Origin of the sequence: Pseudobutyrivibrio sp. AR14 (assembly GCF_900101325.1) — a bacterium.
Taxonomy (GTDB): Bacteria; Bacillota; Clostridia; order Lachnospirales; family Lachnospiraceae; genus Pseudobutyrivibrio.
This window is the reverse complement of record NZ_FMUY01000010.1, coordinates 1-16,181: the sequence shown is the minus strand read 5'-3', so window position 1 is coordinate 16,181 and position 16,181 is coordinate 1. Positions and strand designations below refer to the sequence as shown.

12 protein-coding genes and 1 pseudogene are annotated in these 16,181 nt (G+C 38.6%); all 13 read left to right on the top strand.

Annotation, left to right across the window (positions count from 1 at the left end; translation table 11 throughout):
• The first annotated feature begins 2 nt into the window (after nt 1-2).
• Entirely contained in the window at nt 3-1,304 is a 1,302-nt protein-coding gene (locus BLP50_RS09905; RefSeq protein WP_207645740.1) for a DUF4910 domain-containing protein, read from the top strand.
• Nucleotides 1,305-1,319: 15 nt separating this feature from the next.
• Complete coding sequence (locus BLP50_RS09900) at nt 1,320-2,174, top strand: AAC(3) family N-acetyltransferase (protein ID WP_090154227.1); 855 nt, start codon at nt 1,320-1,322, stop codon at nt 2,172-2,174.
• A 41-nt stretch (nt 2,175-2,215) separates the two neighbouring features.
• The gene (locus BLP50_RS09895; RefSeq protein WP_090154225.1) at nt 2,216-2,455 is read left to right on the top strand and encodes an acyl carrier protein; all 240 of its coding nucleotides are present in this window, start codon (nt 2,216-2,218) and stop codon (nt 2,453-2,455) included.
• Nucleotides 2,456-2,479: 24 nt separating this feature from the next.
• Nucleotides 2,480-4,270, top strand: a complete 1,791-nt coding sequence (locus BLP50_RS09890) for an HAD-IIIC family phosphatase (protein ID WP_090154223.1) — start codon at nt 2,480-2,482, stop codon at nt 4,268-4,270.
• Nucleotides 4,242-6,536: an LTA synthase family protein gene (locus tag BLP50_RS09885; RefSeq protein ID WP_090154222.1), complete on the top strand. Its 2,295-nt coding sequence runs from the start codon at nt 4,242-4,244 to the stop codon at nt 6,534-6,536. Before BLP50_RS09890 ends, BLP50_RS09885 begins: the two co-directional genes overlap by 29 nt.
• Nucleotides 6,537-6,702: 166 nt before the next feature.
• Entirely contained in the window at nt 6,703-7,332 is a 630-nt protein-coding gene (locus BLP50_RS09880; RefSeq protein ID WP_090154385.1) for a flavin reductase, read from the top strand.
• A gap of 10 nt (nt 7,333-7,342) precedes the next feature.
• Nucleotides 7,343-7,741 (top strand): hypothetical protein, encoded by a 399-nt coding sequence (locus BLP50_RS09875; protein ID WP_090154220.1) that lies wholly within the window; start codon nt 7,343-7,345, stop codon nt 7,739-7,741.
• A gap of 170 nt (nt 7,742-7,911) precedes the next feature.
• Complete coding sequence (locus tag BLP50_RS09870; RefSeq protein WP_090154218.1) at nt 7,912-9,906, top strand: hypothetical protein; 1,995 nt, start codon at nt 7,912-7,914, stop codon at nt 9,904-9,906.
• Between the two features lie 31 nt (nt 9,907-9,937).
• Nucleotides 9,938-10,714: a glucose-1-phosphate cytidylyltransferase gene (gene rfbF / locus BLP50_RS09865; protein WP_090154216.1), complete on the top strand. Its 777-nt coding sequence runs from the start codon at nt 9,938-9,940 to the stop codon at nt 10,712-10,714.
• Between the two features lie 65 nt (nt 10,715-10,779).
• The gene (gene rfbH / locus BLP50_RS09860; protein ID WP_090154213.1) at nt 10,780-12,138 is read left to right on the top strand and encodes a lipopolysaccharide biosynthesis protein RfbH; all 1,359 of its coding nucleotides are present in this window, start codon (nt 10,780-10,782) and stop codon (nt 12,136-12,138) included.
• Nucleotides 12,139-12,150: 12 nt separating this feature from the next.
• Nucleotides 12,151-13,983 carry a thiamine pyrophosphate-binding protein gene (locus BLP50_RS09855; RefSeq protein WP_090154211.1) on the top strand — a complete coding sequence of 611 codons (1,833 nt, stop codon included), beginning with the start codon at nt 12,151-12,153 and terminating at the stop codon, nt 13,981-13,983.
• A 1-nt stretch (nt 13,984) separates the two neighbouring features.
• Nucleotides 13,985-15,562 carry an aldolase catalytic domain-containing protein gene (locus tag BLP50_RS09850; RefSeq protein ID WP_090154209.1) on the top strand — a complete coding sequence of 526 codons (1,578 nt, stop codon included), beginning with the start codon at nt 13,985-13,987 and terminating at the stop codon, nt 15,560-15,562.
• Nucleotides 15,563-15,564: 2 nt separating this feature from the next.
• Nucleotides 15,565-16,181: pseudogene (locus tag BLP50_RS09845) on the top strand (sugar kinase); the annotation flags it as partial.

The following is a 16,181-nucleotide window of genomic DNA, read 5'->3' as shown; positions in this document are numbered from 1 at the left end:
CAATGATAGTTGGACAGCAGATGTACGATTTTGCAGCAGAGCTCTTTCCACTTAATCGCAGCATCACTGGTGAGGGCGTGCGCCAGACACTTAAGATGTGTAGTGATAGGATTGCTGAGGCTGACGGAGTCGGATTTGAAATAAAAAATGTAGCTAGCGGTACAGAGGTTTTCGACTGGACTGTACCAAAGGAATGGGCTATTAGAGAGGCTTATATCGAGGATGAATCAGGCAATCGCATTGTGGATATGGCTGTAAGCAATCTACATGTGATGGGCTATTCTACACCTGTTGATGAGTGGGTGGACCTTGATGAGCTTAAGGAGCATGTGTTTACACTTCCTGACCAGCCAGATATTGTGCCTTATGTTACTAGCTACTATAAGGAGCGATTTGGCTTTTGTATGAGCCAGAAGCAGCTAGATAGTCTGGCACCTGGCAAGTACCACATGTATATAGATTCAGAGCTTTTTGATGGCAACCTCACCTACGGCGAGATAGTGCTTCCTGGTGAGAGCGATGAGGAGATTTTCTTCTCTACATATGACTGCCATCCATCTATGGCTAATAATGAGGTCTCAGGACCAGTACTTATGTGTGAGCTTATTAAGTACGTTAAGTCACTTAAGAATCGCCGCTACACATATAGATTTATCATTATTCCAGAGACAATTGGTGCCATCACATATCTTGCTACAGGTGACCACCTGAAGCATATGAAGGAGCGCATAGTAGCTGGATTTAATATCTCATGTGTAGGTGATGACAGAGATTACTCTATAGTACATAGCAAGTATGCAGATACACTTGCAGATAGAGTGCTTTCTAATGTATTAAAGAGCCACACGGAGGGTAAGTACAGCGACTATAGCTTTTTAAAGAGAGGCTCGGATGAGAGACAGTACAACTCAGCAGGGGTAGATCTTCCTGTTGTATGTTTCTGCCGCAGCAAGTTTGGTGAGTACCCAGAGTATCACACTAGCGCTGATGATATGACACTTATTAGCCCAGAGGGGTTCCAGGGTGGCTATGATGTGATGACTCAAGTGGTAGATGCCCTTGAGTACAATCGTATATACGTTATGACTCAACCATGTGAGCCACAGCTTGGCAAGCGCGGACTTTTCCCTACAGTTAGCAAAAAGGGAAGCTATGATGCAGTTATGGCTATGATGTATTTCATGACCTATGCAGACGGTCGCAATGATTTGATTGGCATCTCAGAGATTACAGGAGTTCCGGTAAAGGAGCTTACTGAGATAGTGGACAAGCTTTATGCCAATGGACTGATAAAGATATTGTAATTAGTCGAGGATATAATGACAGATATAGAACTTCTTAATGATATAAAGGTAAAACTTAATGAAATAGGCGTGAGGGCAGGTGACACAGTATACGTGGCATCTGATATCACAGGTCTTTTGTATCTAGCTAAGACAGAGTGTGATGTTAAGATAAAGCAGCGTGATGAGTTTTTAAATAAATTCGTAAACACGTTACAAGAGATGGTTGGCCCAGAGGGCACTCTGCTTTTCCCTGTGTTCTCATGGGACTTTTGCAGAGGCAACGGATTTGATATCCGCAATACTAAGGGCGAGGTAGGAGCACTTAACAACTGGATTCTTAAGAACAGAGAGGATTTCATCCGTACAAAGCATCCTATGTATTCATTTTTAGTCTGGGGCAAATACGCCCATAGACTTGCAGCTATGAACAATCAGGACGCTTGGGGTGATGCAGGTCCATTTACCTTCCTTAGAGACAACCATGGCAAGCAGCTTTTCTTTGATATTCAGGCACATCAGGGTATCACATTTGGTCATTATGTAGAGCAGTGTGTGGATGTTCCATATCGCCATCCAAAGTATTTCTTTGGCAGCTACACTGATAAAAATGGTGTGACAGAGACTCGTTGCTACAGTATGTATGTCCGCGACTTGAATGTGATGCAGGAGATTAGCATTACCAACGAGTGGCTTATAGAAAATGGGGTTGCAGCAGGCACTGAGAGTCATGGATTGACCCTCACATACTGTGATTTGGCAAAAGCATATCCCCTATTGTATAATGACATGAAAAATAATAACGGAGCCAATACTCTGTCCTTTGAAAACTATGAGCTGGACTGGAGTAAGGAAAAGACTATTCCGTTTGAACTGGGAGGACTTGCTTAGTCATTATAACTGGCAGTGTCTTCCCGCAATAAGGAGATAAAATGACTAGAGAAGAAGTATTAGTAAAGATAAACGAGATTTTTAGAGACGCATTTGATGATGAGAGTATCGAGGTAAGTGATGCAACTACAGCAAACGACATTGCTGACTGGGATTCACTGATGCAGATGAACCTTATCGAGATGGTAGAGGATGAGTTTGGATTCCAGTTTAGTATGGATGAGGCTGCAGGTCTTAAAAATGTAGGCAGCATGGTAGACGTAGTCTTAGCACACTGCTAATTTGTTAAATAAAGGGTGTAGATTATGGATTGTTTTAATTATCCGATAGACGTAAAAACACTGAGAAGGAAGAAGGCCTCTATAAGGCGTACCCTTTTAGAGCAGCCTAATCTTATAGAAAAGAAGATAGCAGTTCTGGGTGGTTCCACCACAAATGAGGTGGTTGACCAGCTGGAACTGTTTTTGTTGTCTTATGGAATAAAGGCAGATTTCTATCAGTCAGAGTATGGAAAATACTGGGAGAATGCCATGTTTGGCTCTCCAGAGCTAGATGGATTTGACCCAGATATTATATTTATCCACACCAATTGGAGAAATATAATTGATTTTCCACAGATGAACATGGATAAAACACAAGTTGATGATATACTTGCGGGCGAGTATCAGCGATTTGAGGGAATGTGGCAGAGGCTTTCAGAGAAATTTAACTGTCCTATTATCCAGAATAATTTTGAGCGACCTAATTACAGACTCATGGGTAATCGAGATGTGTGGGATTATAGAGGTCGAGCTAATTTTGTCACTCGACTTAATCAGAAGTTCTATGAGTATGCTGATGGGCACACAGGATTTTATATCAATGATATTGACTATTTGGCAGCTGATTTTGGTATCTCTCAGTGGAACGATGCCAAATACTGGAACATGTACAAGTGCATAAATATGGATGCCATTCCATATATTGCTCAGTCGGTAGCTTTCATTATCAAGTCTATCTACGGACGTAATAAGAAGGTGCTGGCGCTGGATCTTGATAACACTCTCTGGGGCGGTATCGTAGGTGATGACGGCGTAGAGGGAATCAAAATCGGACCAGAGGTTCCACAGGGGCAGGTATATGCTGAGTTTCAGCAGTACTGCAAGAATCTTAAGGATATAGGTGCGGTGCTTGCAGTAGATTCTAAAAATGAAGAGGCAAATGCTCTGGCAGGTCTTAATCATCCAGATGGTGTTCTTCGACCAGATGATTTTGTAGACATCAAGGCAAACTGGGAGCCAAAGGATAGAAATCTGGAGCAAATGGCATCTGAATTGACACTTGGCGTCGATAGCTTCGTATTTGCGGACGATAATCCTGCAGAGCGAGAGATTGTATCAGCTCAGCTTCCTGGAGTAGCAGTTCCTGCTATGGATGGAGCAGAAAATTATATTAAGGTGCTAGACCATAGCGGATATTTTGAGGTTACTAATCTATCAGCTGAGGACATGAAAAAGACAGATATGTATCATGCCAAGGCTGAGGCTTCAAAGGCCAAGGCTGCATTTGCAGATTACAGCGACTATCTTAAGAGCCTAGACATGAAGGCGACAATCACAGGATTTGAGCCGATTATTGTGCAACGCGTGGCACAGTTGACAAACAAATCAAATCAGTTTAATCTTACAACTCTCAGATGTAGCGAAGATGATATCAGAGCTATGGAAGAGTCAGATGACTATATATGCATGGCTGGCCGTCTTGTAGACAAGTTTGCGGACAATGGAATTGTCACTGTAGTGGCTGGCAAAATAGTAGGGGATACACTGGATATTAGTCTATGGCTCATGAGTTGCCGAGTACTTAAGCGCGGCATGGAAGACCTGATGATGAATGAGCTGGTATTAAAAGCAAAAGCAAGGGGCGTTTGCAAAATAGTAGGGCATTATTATCCAACTCCAAAGAATGGCATGGTAAAGGAATTCTACGGAGATTATGGATTCAAATTGACTGGCGAAGATGAGGCTGGAAATAGAATATGGGAGTTAAATGTTGGGGATTATAGTGAGAAAGTGAGTTATATAGAAAATGAAATCCTTAGCAGAGAAGTTCAGTAGTTTTAAGAAGTATATTTGGGTAGCAATTTTCGTTGGAATGTTAGCCTATGCTAGCTACCAGTATTTATTTGGAAAGATTATTTATTCAGCAGCAGAGTGCCAGACAGAGTTTGAACTGGCAAAAGATACTGTAACTGTAGAGGAGGAGGGTGCAGCAGGTTCAATAATATACGGACATGCGGTATATCTCTCAAAAGGCGAATATAATATCGTAATTTATGGTTCCAACAAATCAGAGGAGAATACCTATGATTTCTTCTCAGCCAATTATGATAAGGTATATGGCCAGGGTGTATTTGAGCCGGGTAAGAAAATAAAAATTACTTTAGATGAGCCAATAAAGGATTTTGAGGTAAGAGTATTCTACCAGGGTGAGGGTAAGGCGTCAGTATCTAGAGTAGCTATTACAAAAGTAAATGCTTTTGTAGACTATTTAAAAGTATTTGTAGGCATTGCTGTGGCTACAGCTATTGCATTTGCTTTATATATTTGGCGTGAGAAAAAGGCAGCAAAAGTCATTTGCAAAATACTTGAAGTTGTAGCAGTTGTTGGATTTATTATATTTCAGTATCTATTTATCGAGGCGCTTTATAATGGCAATACGCTATTTGATGCAGAAGTTTTCTCGTTCCTTGCAAAGGAAAGAGCGGGCTACTATGTAATTGCTAACTTAGTTGGCCTGGCATTGCTAAATATAATCGTATTAATGGCTGTTAAGCTTTATTCTATATATATTCCACTTGGAGTACTTTTAACAGGTGTGTTCTCTCTGGTTGGATATAACTACTACGAAATGCGTGGAGAGGCATTTACATTCTCTCAGCTACAGATGGCTGGAGAGGCTGCAAAGGTCGTTGGTGGATATAATATTGTGATTCCAAGATTGTTTTGGATATCACTGGTGGTTTCTATTCTTTTAGCATTATTACTATGGAAGAAATCCGTGACATCAAATCTATATATTAGACTTGGTATTCTTGGAGTTTCCATGTTGTCTTTTGGATTATATTTGAATAATCTAGACGATTTTATTATAAAAAGAGAAGGCGAGACAGTAGTACTTAATCTTCAGGAGTACTACACTAGCAATGGCTATTTTGTAGGTACTATGAAGGCATTGCCTAGGGATATTCAGGCGCCAGATGGATACTCTGAGGAGTATGTTCAGACATTTATTGCCGATAATGGTATAGGCTCATCAGCTTTTGATGGTGAGAAGCCTGATATTATATACGTCCAATGCGAGTCCCTTTATGATATGTCAAAGATATACGATTGCAAGTGGAATGCAGATCCTCTCAACTATCTCCACGAGCTAGATGAGGATTTCTACGTAGGAGATTTAGTCAGCCCTCAGGCTGGTGGTGGCACTTTAAATGTAGAGTATGAGATGCTTACAGGCTATCGTCACTCTAACACAGGTGGATTCCCTCTTAACAATCAGATTTCTGCGGGAGAGACATCACTTGTGAGTATTATGAACGACATGGGATATGAGACGGTAGGTCTTCACACTAATACAGGTGAGTTTTATGATAGAAGAACAGCCTATGCTAATCTTGGATTTGACAGAATGATTTTCTCTGAGGAGCTTGGAGAGACACCTGAGGAATATATGACTGGTCAGTGGGCTAATGACTTATATGCCTACGTATCCTTGATTAATGACTACAATAATCGTGATACATCAAAGCCATACTTTGCCCATGTTGTCACTACTCAGAATCATGGTGCATACAGCTACTCATTCCATGGCGGTGTTGAGATAGATATGAATACCGATATTCCTGAGAACAGGGAATTAAAGAACTATTTGAACCTAGAGGCTGCATCTATGGAAGAGTTTAGAGCCCTTCTTGAGTATTTCTCAGCAGTTGATAATCATGTAATTATTGTATTCTGGGGAGATCACTGTCCGGCTCTTAGGTATTTTGGAGTTAATCCTACTACCACTGAGGAGATTATACAGGAGTACCAGACACCTATTTTAGTTTGGAACAATTATGGAGCTGAGTTTGAATTTGGTGCCGATGTGCCAGCATATAGATTTACACCTATGTTCCTTCAGCAGCTAGGCATGGCAACTGACCCATATATGAATTATGTGGCTACAGCTGATGTACCTACTATGGTATCTGGCAACATCTGCATTAATCCAGAGACAGATGAGATGGTAGAGCTCACAGACGAACAGAAGCAGGTGCTTTCTAGTATGTGGATGCTACAGTATGATAGGATGTATGGGGATAAGTATTCGTTGAAATAAATATGTAAATATATATTTGGACTGACCAGAGGGTCAGTCCTTTTTATTAGAGAGAGTCAGATAACAAAAAGGATTATTAGAAAAAAATATAGAAGGATAATTTATATTTGCTATACTGTATCTAAGATAAGAGTATAACAATCAAGGAGGTATGATTATGGGAACAATGGACACAAAGGCAATGTTTAAGTTATCTTATGGATTGTTTGTATGTACAGCAGTGCAGGGGTCTAAGATTAACGGCTGTATTATTAACACAGCTATTCAGGCTGCATCTGAGCCTAACACGATTACAGTAGCTATGAACAAGGCTAATTATACCCACGATATGGTAAAGGCCACTGGTGTGTGCAATGTATCTGTAATCAGTGAAGAAGCAAGCTTTGATTTGTTTAAACATTTTGGATTCCAGTCAGGTAGAAATGTAGATAAGTTTGCAGATTATCCTGCAGCTAATTACAAGACTGCTGAGAATGGGGTACCTTACATTACAGCTGGGACTAATGCATACTTTTCATTAAAAGTAAAAGATACAGTTGATTTAGGTTCTCATACATTATTCATCTGTGAGCCTACAGCAATGGAAGTGCTTACATCAGTTCCTTCATGTACATATAGTTATTACCAGGATAATATCAAGCCAAAGCCTGAGGCAGTGGGCACCACTCCTAAGGGTGAGACTATTTGGCGTTGTCGTATATGCGGATATGAGTGGGTAGGAGAAGAGCTTCCAGATGATTTCATCTGTCCTATCTGCAAGCATCCAAAGGCTGATTTTGAAAAGATTGTAAGATAAAGGAGATTTAATGAACAAATCATTAAGAGAAAGATTTCACACAGAATTAATAAAGCTTCCAGGACGACTAGAGAAGATAGTGGCAGCCATCCTATTTATAGGCGTAGGTTATGGCTGTGTGCAGCTATTTTTGCATGTAATTGCATTTGCAGACATGCCACTGGGCGACTACATGGATGACATCCTTATCGTGGCATTTAATGTAGTCATTGTAGTGGAATTTGTCCGCATGCTTATAAAGCACTCTATGAATACAATTGTAGAGGTGCTTATATTTGCTATAGCACGAGGTCTTGTGGTAGGCCATGAGAAGCCGGTGTATGCGCTGATTAGTATTATTTCTATAGCGATATTACTGGCTAGCAGGAAGTTCTTGTTCTGCGAACATGATTTCGAGGAGGAAGAGTAGAAAATATAAAAGGATAGATTGCATGCAACTCAACTTGCAACTATCCTCATAATTACATATAATTACGTACAGCTAGTGACTTCTTATGCAGGTTAATATTTGAGCAATTCGCATCTGAAATACCTGTTTAGGCACTAGTTGTTTTTTTTGTAAAGGAAAATATTTTAGGCATGAAATACATACAAAAGTTGCATAACAAAAAAGAAACAATATTTGAATTAGTATTTCTAATATCTGTGTGTGTAATAGTTTATAACATATTAACTATAGGGCAGGTACGTGTTCACGGTGATGCTAGCTTGCCTTTTAGATATCTGAGGAGTTGTGTTGAACAGCACACATTAATTCCTAGAGATTGGTATTTCGTAAACAATGAGCTGTATGTGTTTAATGTTACACCATTAGCAATCATAAATAGTCTAATAATACATGATTTAAGCTTCGCGAGAGCTTTGGCGTCGGCTGAAGTTTTTATGTTATCTGTGGCAGGTGTAATATACACATCAAAAAGGATATTTAATTGTAGTTCATGGAAGATAATTGTACCTTTAATATTTTTATTGTTGACAGGTTTTAATGCAAGGTCATTAATAATCTATGAAGCTGCGTATACAGTACAGCTATTTGCTATTACATTTGTAGCAACTTATTATTTGCATATATACGAGCAGACTGTTTCTTCCTGGAAGATAGATATAAGAAAATATTTATTATTTGCTATATTAACATTCATGATGGGGCTTTGTGGTATTAGATTCTTTGCTGAATTAATACTTCCACTGATAGGTGCTGTAGGATTAATACAATTAGCTAGAATAATAGGTGAAAAAGAAAGCAAGATTGTAACTTTTAGAAGTGCAATTGTAGTAGTTGTACGAAATGTTATTTTTTCTATGTTTCCAGCTTTGATTGGGTATGGAATGTTTAAATATATAGTTGCGCATCGTAAGATGGCAACAAAGGCTGTATCGGATAAGCATTTTATGTCTATTGCTACATCATTCAAAGATCTAAAAGAGAACTTTTTAGGAATGGTAGATTCTATTGCACTAAATTTTAGATTAGAACAAAAGAATCTTCTCTTTTATATAGGTGTAGTATTTCTTGTTTTTTTGTTAGTAATAATACCTATATTACAGTTGCTGAAAATAAAAAAAGAAACGAAAGAGATTCAATTTTATGTAGCTTTTGGAATTGCACATAATCTTGTTTTTATCATATGTGCTTTGTTCTTAGGATTATATGATGCTAGATATTTATTGAGTTCTATTTTTATTTGTTTTATTATTTCCAGCACCTATGTATGGAAATATTGGCTACCAAAAAAAGTAATCCTTAACGTTCTATTTAGTATTGCAGCGATAGTTGTATGCGTATATGGTGTGAAGGGACTTTTGGATGAAAGTAAGGGATGGCAGACAAAGCTTAATAGACAAAAAGAAGTAGCAAGAATATTTGTCGAGAAAGGGCTAACCAAAGGCTATGGGACTTATTGGAATGCCTATCAATTAGAGACCTATTCAGACAATAAGATAAAAACAGGTGCCATTACATTTGAACCCAATAACGTAACACAACAACTATGGTTAACTGATAAAGCTGTGTTTAATAATAGCGGAGGTAATTCATTTTTAATTATAGATGATACGGAAGAAGAAAAAGCTAATGTTTCTTTTCTAGGACAACCAATCGAGGAATTTGAAATTAAAGACGCTTTCGCGTACAATGTTTATTTGGAGTCTTATGTTAATAAGCATTTTAGGGTCCTAGTTTATCCATATGATATAGGTCCATTATTTGCTGATTCATACAGTGATAGCTTTCTAACTTCAAAGGATATGTTCTTTAATGACAAAGTAAGTTTTGAGGGCGGTGTAATTAATATACATGAAGAAGGCTTAATATGTGGTCCATATAGTATCTTGGAGGACGGGGACTATATAATTACGTATATCGGAGAAAATCTAGATAAATGCGAATATGAAATAATCTCTGAAGGTGAGCAAGATAATATTTCATACGAAGAAGAATATAAAGATTCCAATAAAATAGTAGTCAAACTAAAGATTACAGGTGTTGTTAATGGTATCCAGTTTAGAACATATAACCATCAAAAAAATGGTGAGGATATAATTGTGCAATACATTTCGGTAGAAGAAACTTAATTGAGCTACAAGTAAGAAAGAAGGTAGAATAGTGAAAGTAGTAATTTTAGCAGGTGGATTCGGAACTCGAATCTCAGAAGAATCACAGTATAAGCCAAAGCCAATGATTGAGATTGGTGGCAAGCCTATCTTATGGCACATAATGAAGGAGTATTCATACTACGGATACAATGAATTTGTTATCTGTGCCGGTTATATGCAGCATGTTATTAAGGAGTGGTTTGCGGATTATTTCCTTCATAATAGTGATATCACATTTGACTATTCAAATGGTGAGAGAAATATAATTGTTCACGATCAGTACCTCGATAAATGGAAGGTAACTGTAGTCGATACAGGGCTTAAGACAATGACTGGCGGTCGTATCAAGCGCATCCAGAAATACATCGGTGACGAGCCATTTTTAATGACTTATGGTGATGGTGTGTGCGATGTTAATATTAATGAGCTTGTAGATTTCCACAAGTCTCATGGTAAGATAGCAACACTTACAGCTGTTCGCCAGGATCAGTCTAAGGGTGTTCTTGATATTGGTGGTGATAATGCTGTCAAGAGATTTAGAGAGAAGAGAGCTTCTGACGGTGTGCCTATCAATGCTGGATATATGGTACTTCAGCCAGAGATATTTGATTACATCGATGGTGATGAGACTGTATTTGAGAGAGAGCCTCTTGAGAAGCTTGCTGCTCAGGGAGAGCTTATGAGCTACACATATGATGGATTCTGGCAGTGCATGGATACTAAGCACGAGATGGAAAAGTTGGATGAGATGTTAGCAAATGGCAAGGCTCCATGGAAGAAATGGTAAAAATGCCAACAAAAATGGTGGTATAATCAAAAATAGATTTATAAATTGGAAATGAGGAATTTTTTATGTCTAATTGGAAGAATGAAGAAGAAGCAAGAGAGCAGATTAAGGCTCTTGTAGCAGATTTTTATCATGATTTTAAGGCTCCAAAGGAGTCAAAGGAGAACTTTAAGCCGGGCGATAGAATTAGCTATGCTAGCCGTGTATATGACGAGAAGGAGATGCAGTCTCTTACAGATGCTATGCTTGATTTCTGGCTTACAACAGGTCGTTTTTCAGACCAGTTTGAGAAGGAATTTGCACAGTGGATTGGCGTTAAGTTTGCTCACCTTGTAAACTCTGGTTCATCTGCAAATCTTATTGCATTTATGACACTTACTGCTCCAGAGCTTGGTGATAGACAGATTAAGCGTGGTGACGAGGTAATCACTGTTGCAGCAGGATTCCCTACTACTGTTACACCTATGATTCAGTATGGAGCAGTTCCAGTATTTGTGGATGTTACTGTTCCTCAGTACAATATTGACGCTACAAAGCTTGAGGCAGCACTTAGCCCAAAGACTAAGGCTGTTATGATTGCTCATACACTTGGTAATCCATTTGATTTAAAGGCAGTTAAGGCATTTTGTGACAAGCACAATTTATGGCTTGTAGAGGACAACTGCGATGCACTTGGAACTAAGTACACAATCGATGGTGAGACTAGATTCTCAGGTACATGGGGAGATATCGGTACATCATCATTCTATCCACCACATCACATGACAATGGGTGAGGGTGGTTGTGTTTATACAAACAACCCTCAGCTTCATAGACTTATCCTTTCATACCGTGATTGGGGTCGTGATTGCATTTGCCCATCTGGTCAGGATAACTTCTGTGGACATAGATATGATGGTCAGTATGGTCAGCTTCCACAGGGATATGATCACAAGTATGTATACAGCCACTTTGGCTACAACCTTAAGGTTACGGACTTACAGGCAGCAGTAGGTGTGGAGCAGCTCAAGAAGTTCCCTTCATTCATCGAAAGACGTCGTCACAACTGGGCTAGACTTCATGATGCACTTGCAAAGAGCTCAGCAGCTGACAAGATTATCCTTCCAGCTCCAGCAGAGAATTCTGAGCCTAGCTGGTTTGGTTTCCTTATTTCTGTTAAGCCAGAGTCTGGTGTAAAGAGAAATGATGTTACAAAATATATCGAGGAGCACAATGTTCAGACTAGACTTCTCTTCTCTGGTAATCTCATTAAGCATCCATGCTTTGATCAGATTAGAGATACAGATGCTTATCGTGTAGTAGGTGCGCTTGAGAATACAGAGTACATCATGAACAATACTTTCTGGGTAGGTGTATATCCAGGAATGACAGATGAGATGATTGATTATATGGCACAGATTATTACAGAGGCTGTTAATCAGTAAGGGGAATAAACGATGAAAATTAGACTTGCAGATTATGTGGCAAACTTTTTAGTAGAACACGGTGTGACTGATGTTTTTAGTGTAGTTGGTGGTGGCGCAATGCACTTAAACGATGCACTTGGACATAACGAAGGGTTAAAGGTAACATATAATCATCATGAGCAGGCTTGTGCTATTGCAGCAGAAGCCTATGCTCGTATTGATAATAAGATCGCAGCGGTTTGCGTTACGACAGGACCAGGTGGAACCAACGCATTAACCGGAGTACTTGGCGGATGGTTGGATTCTATTCCTATGTTTATCATAAGTGGTCAGGTTAGATATGATACTACTGCTCGTTATGCGCTTGAGTATACAGGTGAGCGTCTTAGAGCAATGGGTGATCAGGAGTACGATATTGTTCGTTCAGTTGAACCTATGACTAAGTATGCAACGATGATTGAGGATATCAGTCAGATTAGATATGCGCTTGAAAAAGCATGGCATTTGGCAACTACTGGAAGACCAGGTCCGGTATGGATTGATATACCTGTAAATTACCAGGGATTCTATATTGAAACAGATGAATTAGAAGGATATGACCCAGCAGAAGATGACGCAAAGCTTCCACCTAAAGTATCAGATGATGTAGTTAATACTGTAATTGAAAAGATTAAAAGAGCTAAGCGACCAGTATTCCATACTGGTTATGGAATCAGATTATCAGGTGGATACAACGTATTTAGAGAAGTTGCTGAAAAGCTTAATATTCCTATTGTTACATACTGGAATGCAGTTGACTTAATCGAAGACGATAATCCACTTTACGTAGGTCGAGCTGGAAATATGGGAGATAGACCAGGCAATTGGGCTATTCAAAATGCAGATTTAGTGATTGCACTTGGTACACGTATTTCGATTAGGCAGGTAGGCTATAACTGGAAAACGTGGGCTAGATCAGCTGAGGTTATCATGATTGATATTGATAAGGCTGAGATGAAGAAGCCTACTTTGCATGTTGATATGCCTATATGGGCAGATGCAAAGGATTTCCTTGAAAAAATGAATAGTCTTATCGAAGACGATAAAGTATTTACTGGTACAGAGTGGCTAGAAACATGCCAGAATTGGAAGAAGAACTATCCTGTAGTAGATGATTCAAAATGGAACAGTTCTGAGGATGGTGCTAACGTATATGCATTTATGAAATATATGAGTGGCAAGCTTCCTGAAAATAGTTTAACAGCAGTTTCAAACGGTGCTTGCTGTGTCGTTGGAAATCAGGCCTATGTAATAAAAAAAGGTAGCCGAATGGCTAACAACAGTGCAGTTGCAAGTATGGGATATGGTCTTCCAGCTGCAATAGGTACATGTATTGGTGGTAGAAGAAAAGAGACAATCTGTCTTGAAGGTGATGGAAGTATCATGATGAATCTTCAGGAACTACAGACTGTACTCACAAATAAATTACCAATTAAGATATTCCTTATTAACAATAATGGATATCATTCAATAAGAATTACACAGAACAATTTATTCAAGGATCATTGCAAAGTTGGTATAGGAGAAGAATCAGGAGATTTATCATTCCCTGAATTTGAGAAGATTGCAAAGGCTTTTGGTTATCCATACTTTAGCGCACATTCGAACGAGGAAATGACGAGCGTGGTAGATGAAGTATTATCTATGGATGGTCCTGTGTTCTGCGAAATATTTACAGATACAAAGCAAGTTTGGGAGCCAAAGAGTGCTACTAAGCGATTAGAAGATGGAACACTTGTAAGTCCTCCACTTGAGGATCTTGCACCATTCTTACCTAGAGAAGAATTAAAGAATATTATGATTGTTCCAATGATGGAGGAATAACATGGGCAAAGTTCATTTACTAGATTGTACATTAAGAGATGGTGGTTATGTAAATGATTGGATGTTTGGGGAAGACACTATCAAAGGATTCTGCCAAAAGATAGCTAATACTGGAATTGAATTCTTAGAAGTAGGGTTTTTAAAAGGTAAGGAATACAATCCTGACAAAGCGGTGTTTCCAACTGTTGCAGATTTTATCCCTATGATTACTCCAAAGAAAGAGGGATTAAAGTATGTCGGAATGCTTGATATGAGCGCTCCGGTTGAACTTGATTCAATCCCACCATATGATGGTACATCTATAGATGGAATTAGAGTGATTTTCAAAAAAGATAAGATTGAAGAAGCATATACTTATTGTGAGAGAATCCAGGAATTAGGTTATTTCATTTCTGTAAACTTTGTAAGTACGGATGCATATGAGGATGAAGAGTTTATTGAAGGACTTAAGAAGTTCAATAAATTAAATCCATTCGCGGTATCATTGGTTGACACATTCGGATTATTCAAGAGAAAGCAATTCCTTAGAATGTGTTATTTGGCTGATCATAATCTAAATGATGGTATTACCCTTGCATATCATGCGCATAATAATCTGCAGCAGGCATTTGGAAATGCAGAGGCATTGGTTGAACTTAACCTAAAAAGGGATGTTCTTGTTGATGCATGTATATTTGGTATGGGTAGAGGTGCTGGAAATCTTAACCTCGAACTCTTTGCTGAATATATGAATGAAAATTATGATACAAATTATAATATTGAGCCTATGCTTGAGATTATGGACGAGTATCTTGCAGACATTTATAGAGAAAAATTTTGGGGTTATTCACTTCCGTTATATTTGTCAGCAACAATCGGATGTCATCCAAATTATGCAATTTATCTTGCTGAAAAAGATTCATTAAATGCAAAAGATTTCAGAGAGATTCTCTCTGGAATTCCTAAAGAGTATAAAGCAAAGTTCTCAAAGGATAAGGCCAATGAGTTTTATCGTGAATACATGCAGAAGAATTATGATGATTCAAAAACATGTGAGACTTTAGGTGAAATCTTTAAGGGGAAGAGAATTGTTCTTTTAGCACCAGGACGTTCAATAAAAGAAAACGAATCTGCAGTTAAAGAGTATGTTGATGTAGCAGATACTATTACAATTGCAGTTAATTTCTTGCCTGATGACATGAATGTCGACTACGTATTTAGTAATAACATGAAGCGATTTGCAAAGATTCAGGACAACTTGACTGTTCCTTGTATTCTAACTTCTAATTTGGAAAATAATAAGTCCGATACTTATGTAGTTGAATACAGCAAGTACACAAGCGCGAATCCTGAAATAATGGATAATTCAGGGCTTATGCTAATTCGTTTGTTAAACGCATTAGGAGTTAGTGAAGTATATATCGCAGGACTTGATGGATATAATGGTTATTATGGAAAGGACTATTATAACAAAGAGTTAGAGTATGCCTTTTCGAATAATGCAGAAAAAAGAAATGAGATGATTTCTGCAGAGCTTAAAGAGCTTAATTCAAAAATAAAACTTAATTTTATAACATCAACAAATTATAAGTACGAGTAAATATGACTAATCTTAATATAAAAGATAAAGCAAATTGTAAATATGATGCAGTTAGTCTCGGTGAGATAATGCTTAGATTTGATCCAGGTGAGGGACGTATTAGAACTGCTAGAGAATTTAAAGTCTGGGAAGGCGGCGGAGAGTACAATGTAATCCGTGGACTTCGCAGATGTTTTGGCATGGATACAGCTGTTATTACTGCATTTGCAGATAATGAAGTAGGACATCTTGTAGAGGATTTCATCCTTCAGGGTGGCGTAGATACAAAGCTTATTAACTGGAAAAAGACAGATGGTATCGGACGTGAGTGCAGAAATGGTCTTAACTTTGTAGAGAGAGGCTTTGGTATCAGAGGAGCTCTTTCATGCTCAGATAGAGCAAACACTGCTATTTCTCAGGCAACAGATAAGGATTTTGACTTTGACTATATCTTTGGTGAGCTTGGCGTAAGATGGTTCCACACAGGCGGAATCTATGCAGCTCTTTCAGAGCAGTCAGCAAAGACAGTTGTTAAGGCTATCAAGACTGCAAAGAAGTACGGCACAATCGTTTCTTATGACCTTAACTATAGGGCTTCTATGTGGTCTGCAATCGGCGGTCAGGCAAAGGCTCAGGAAGT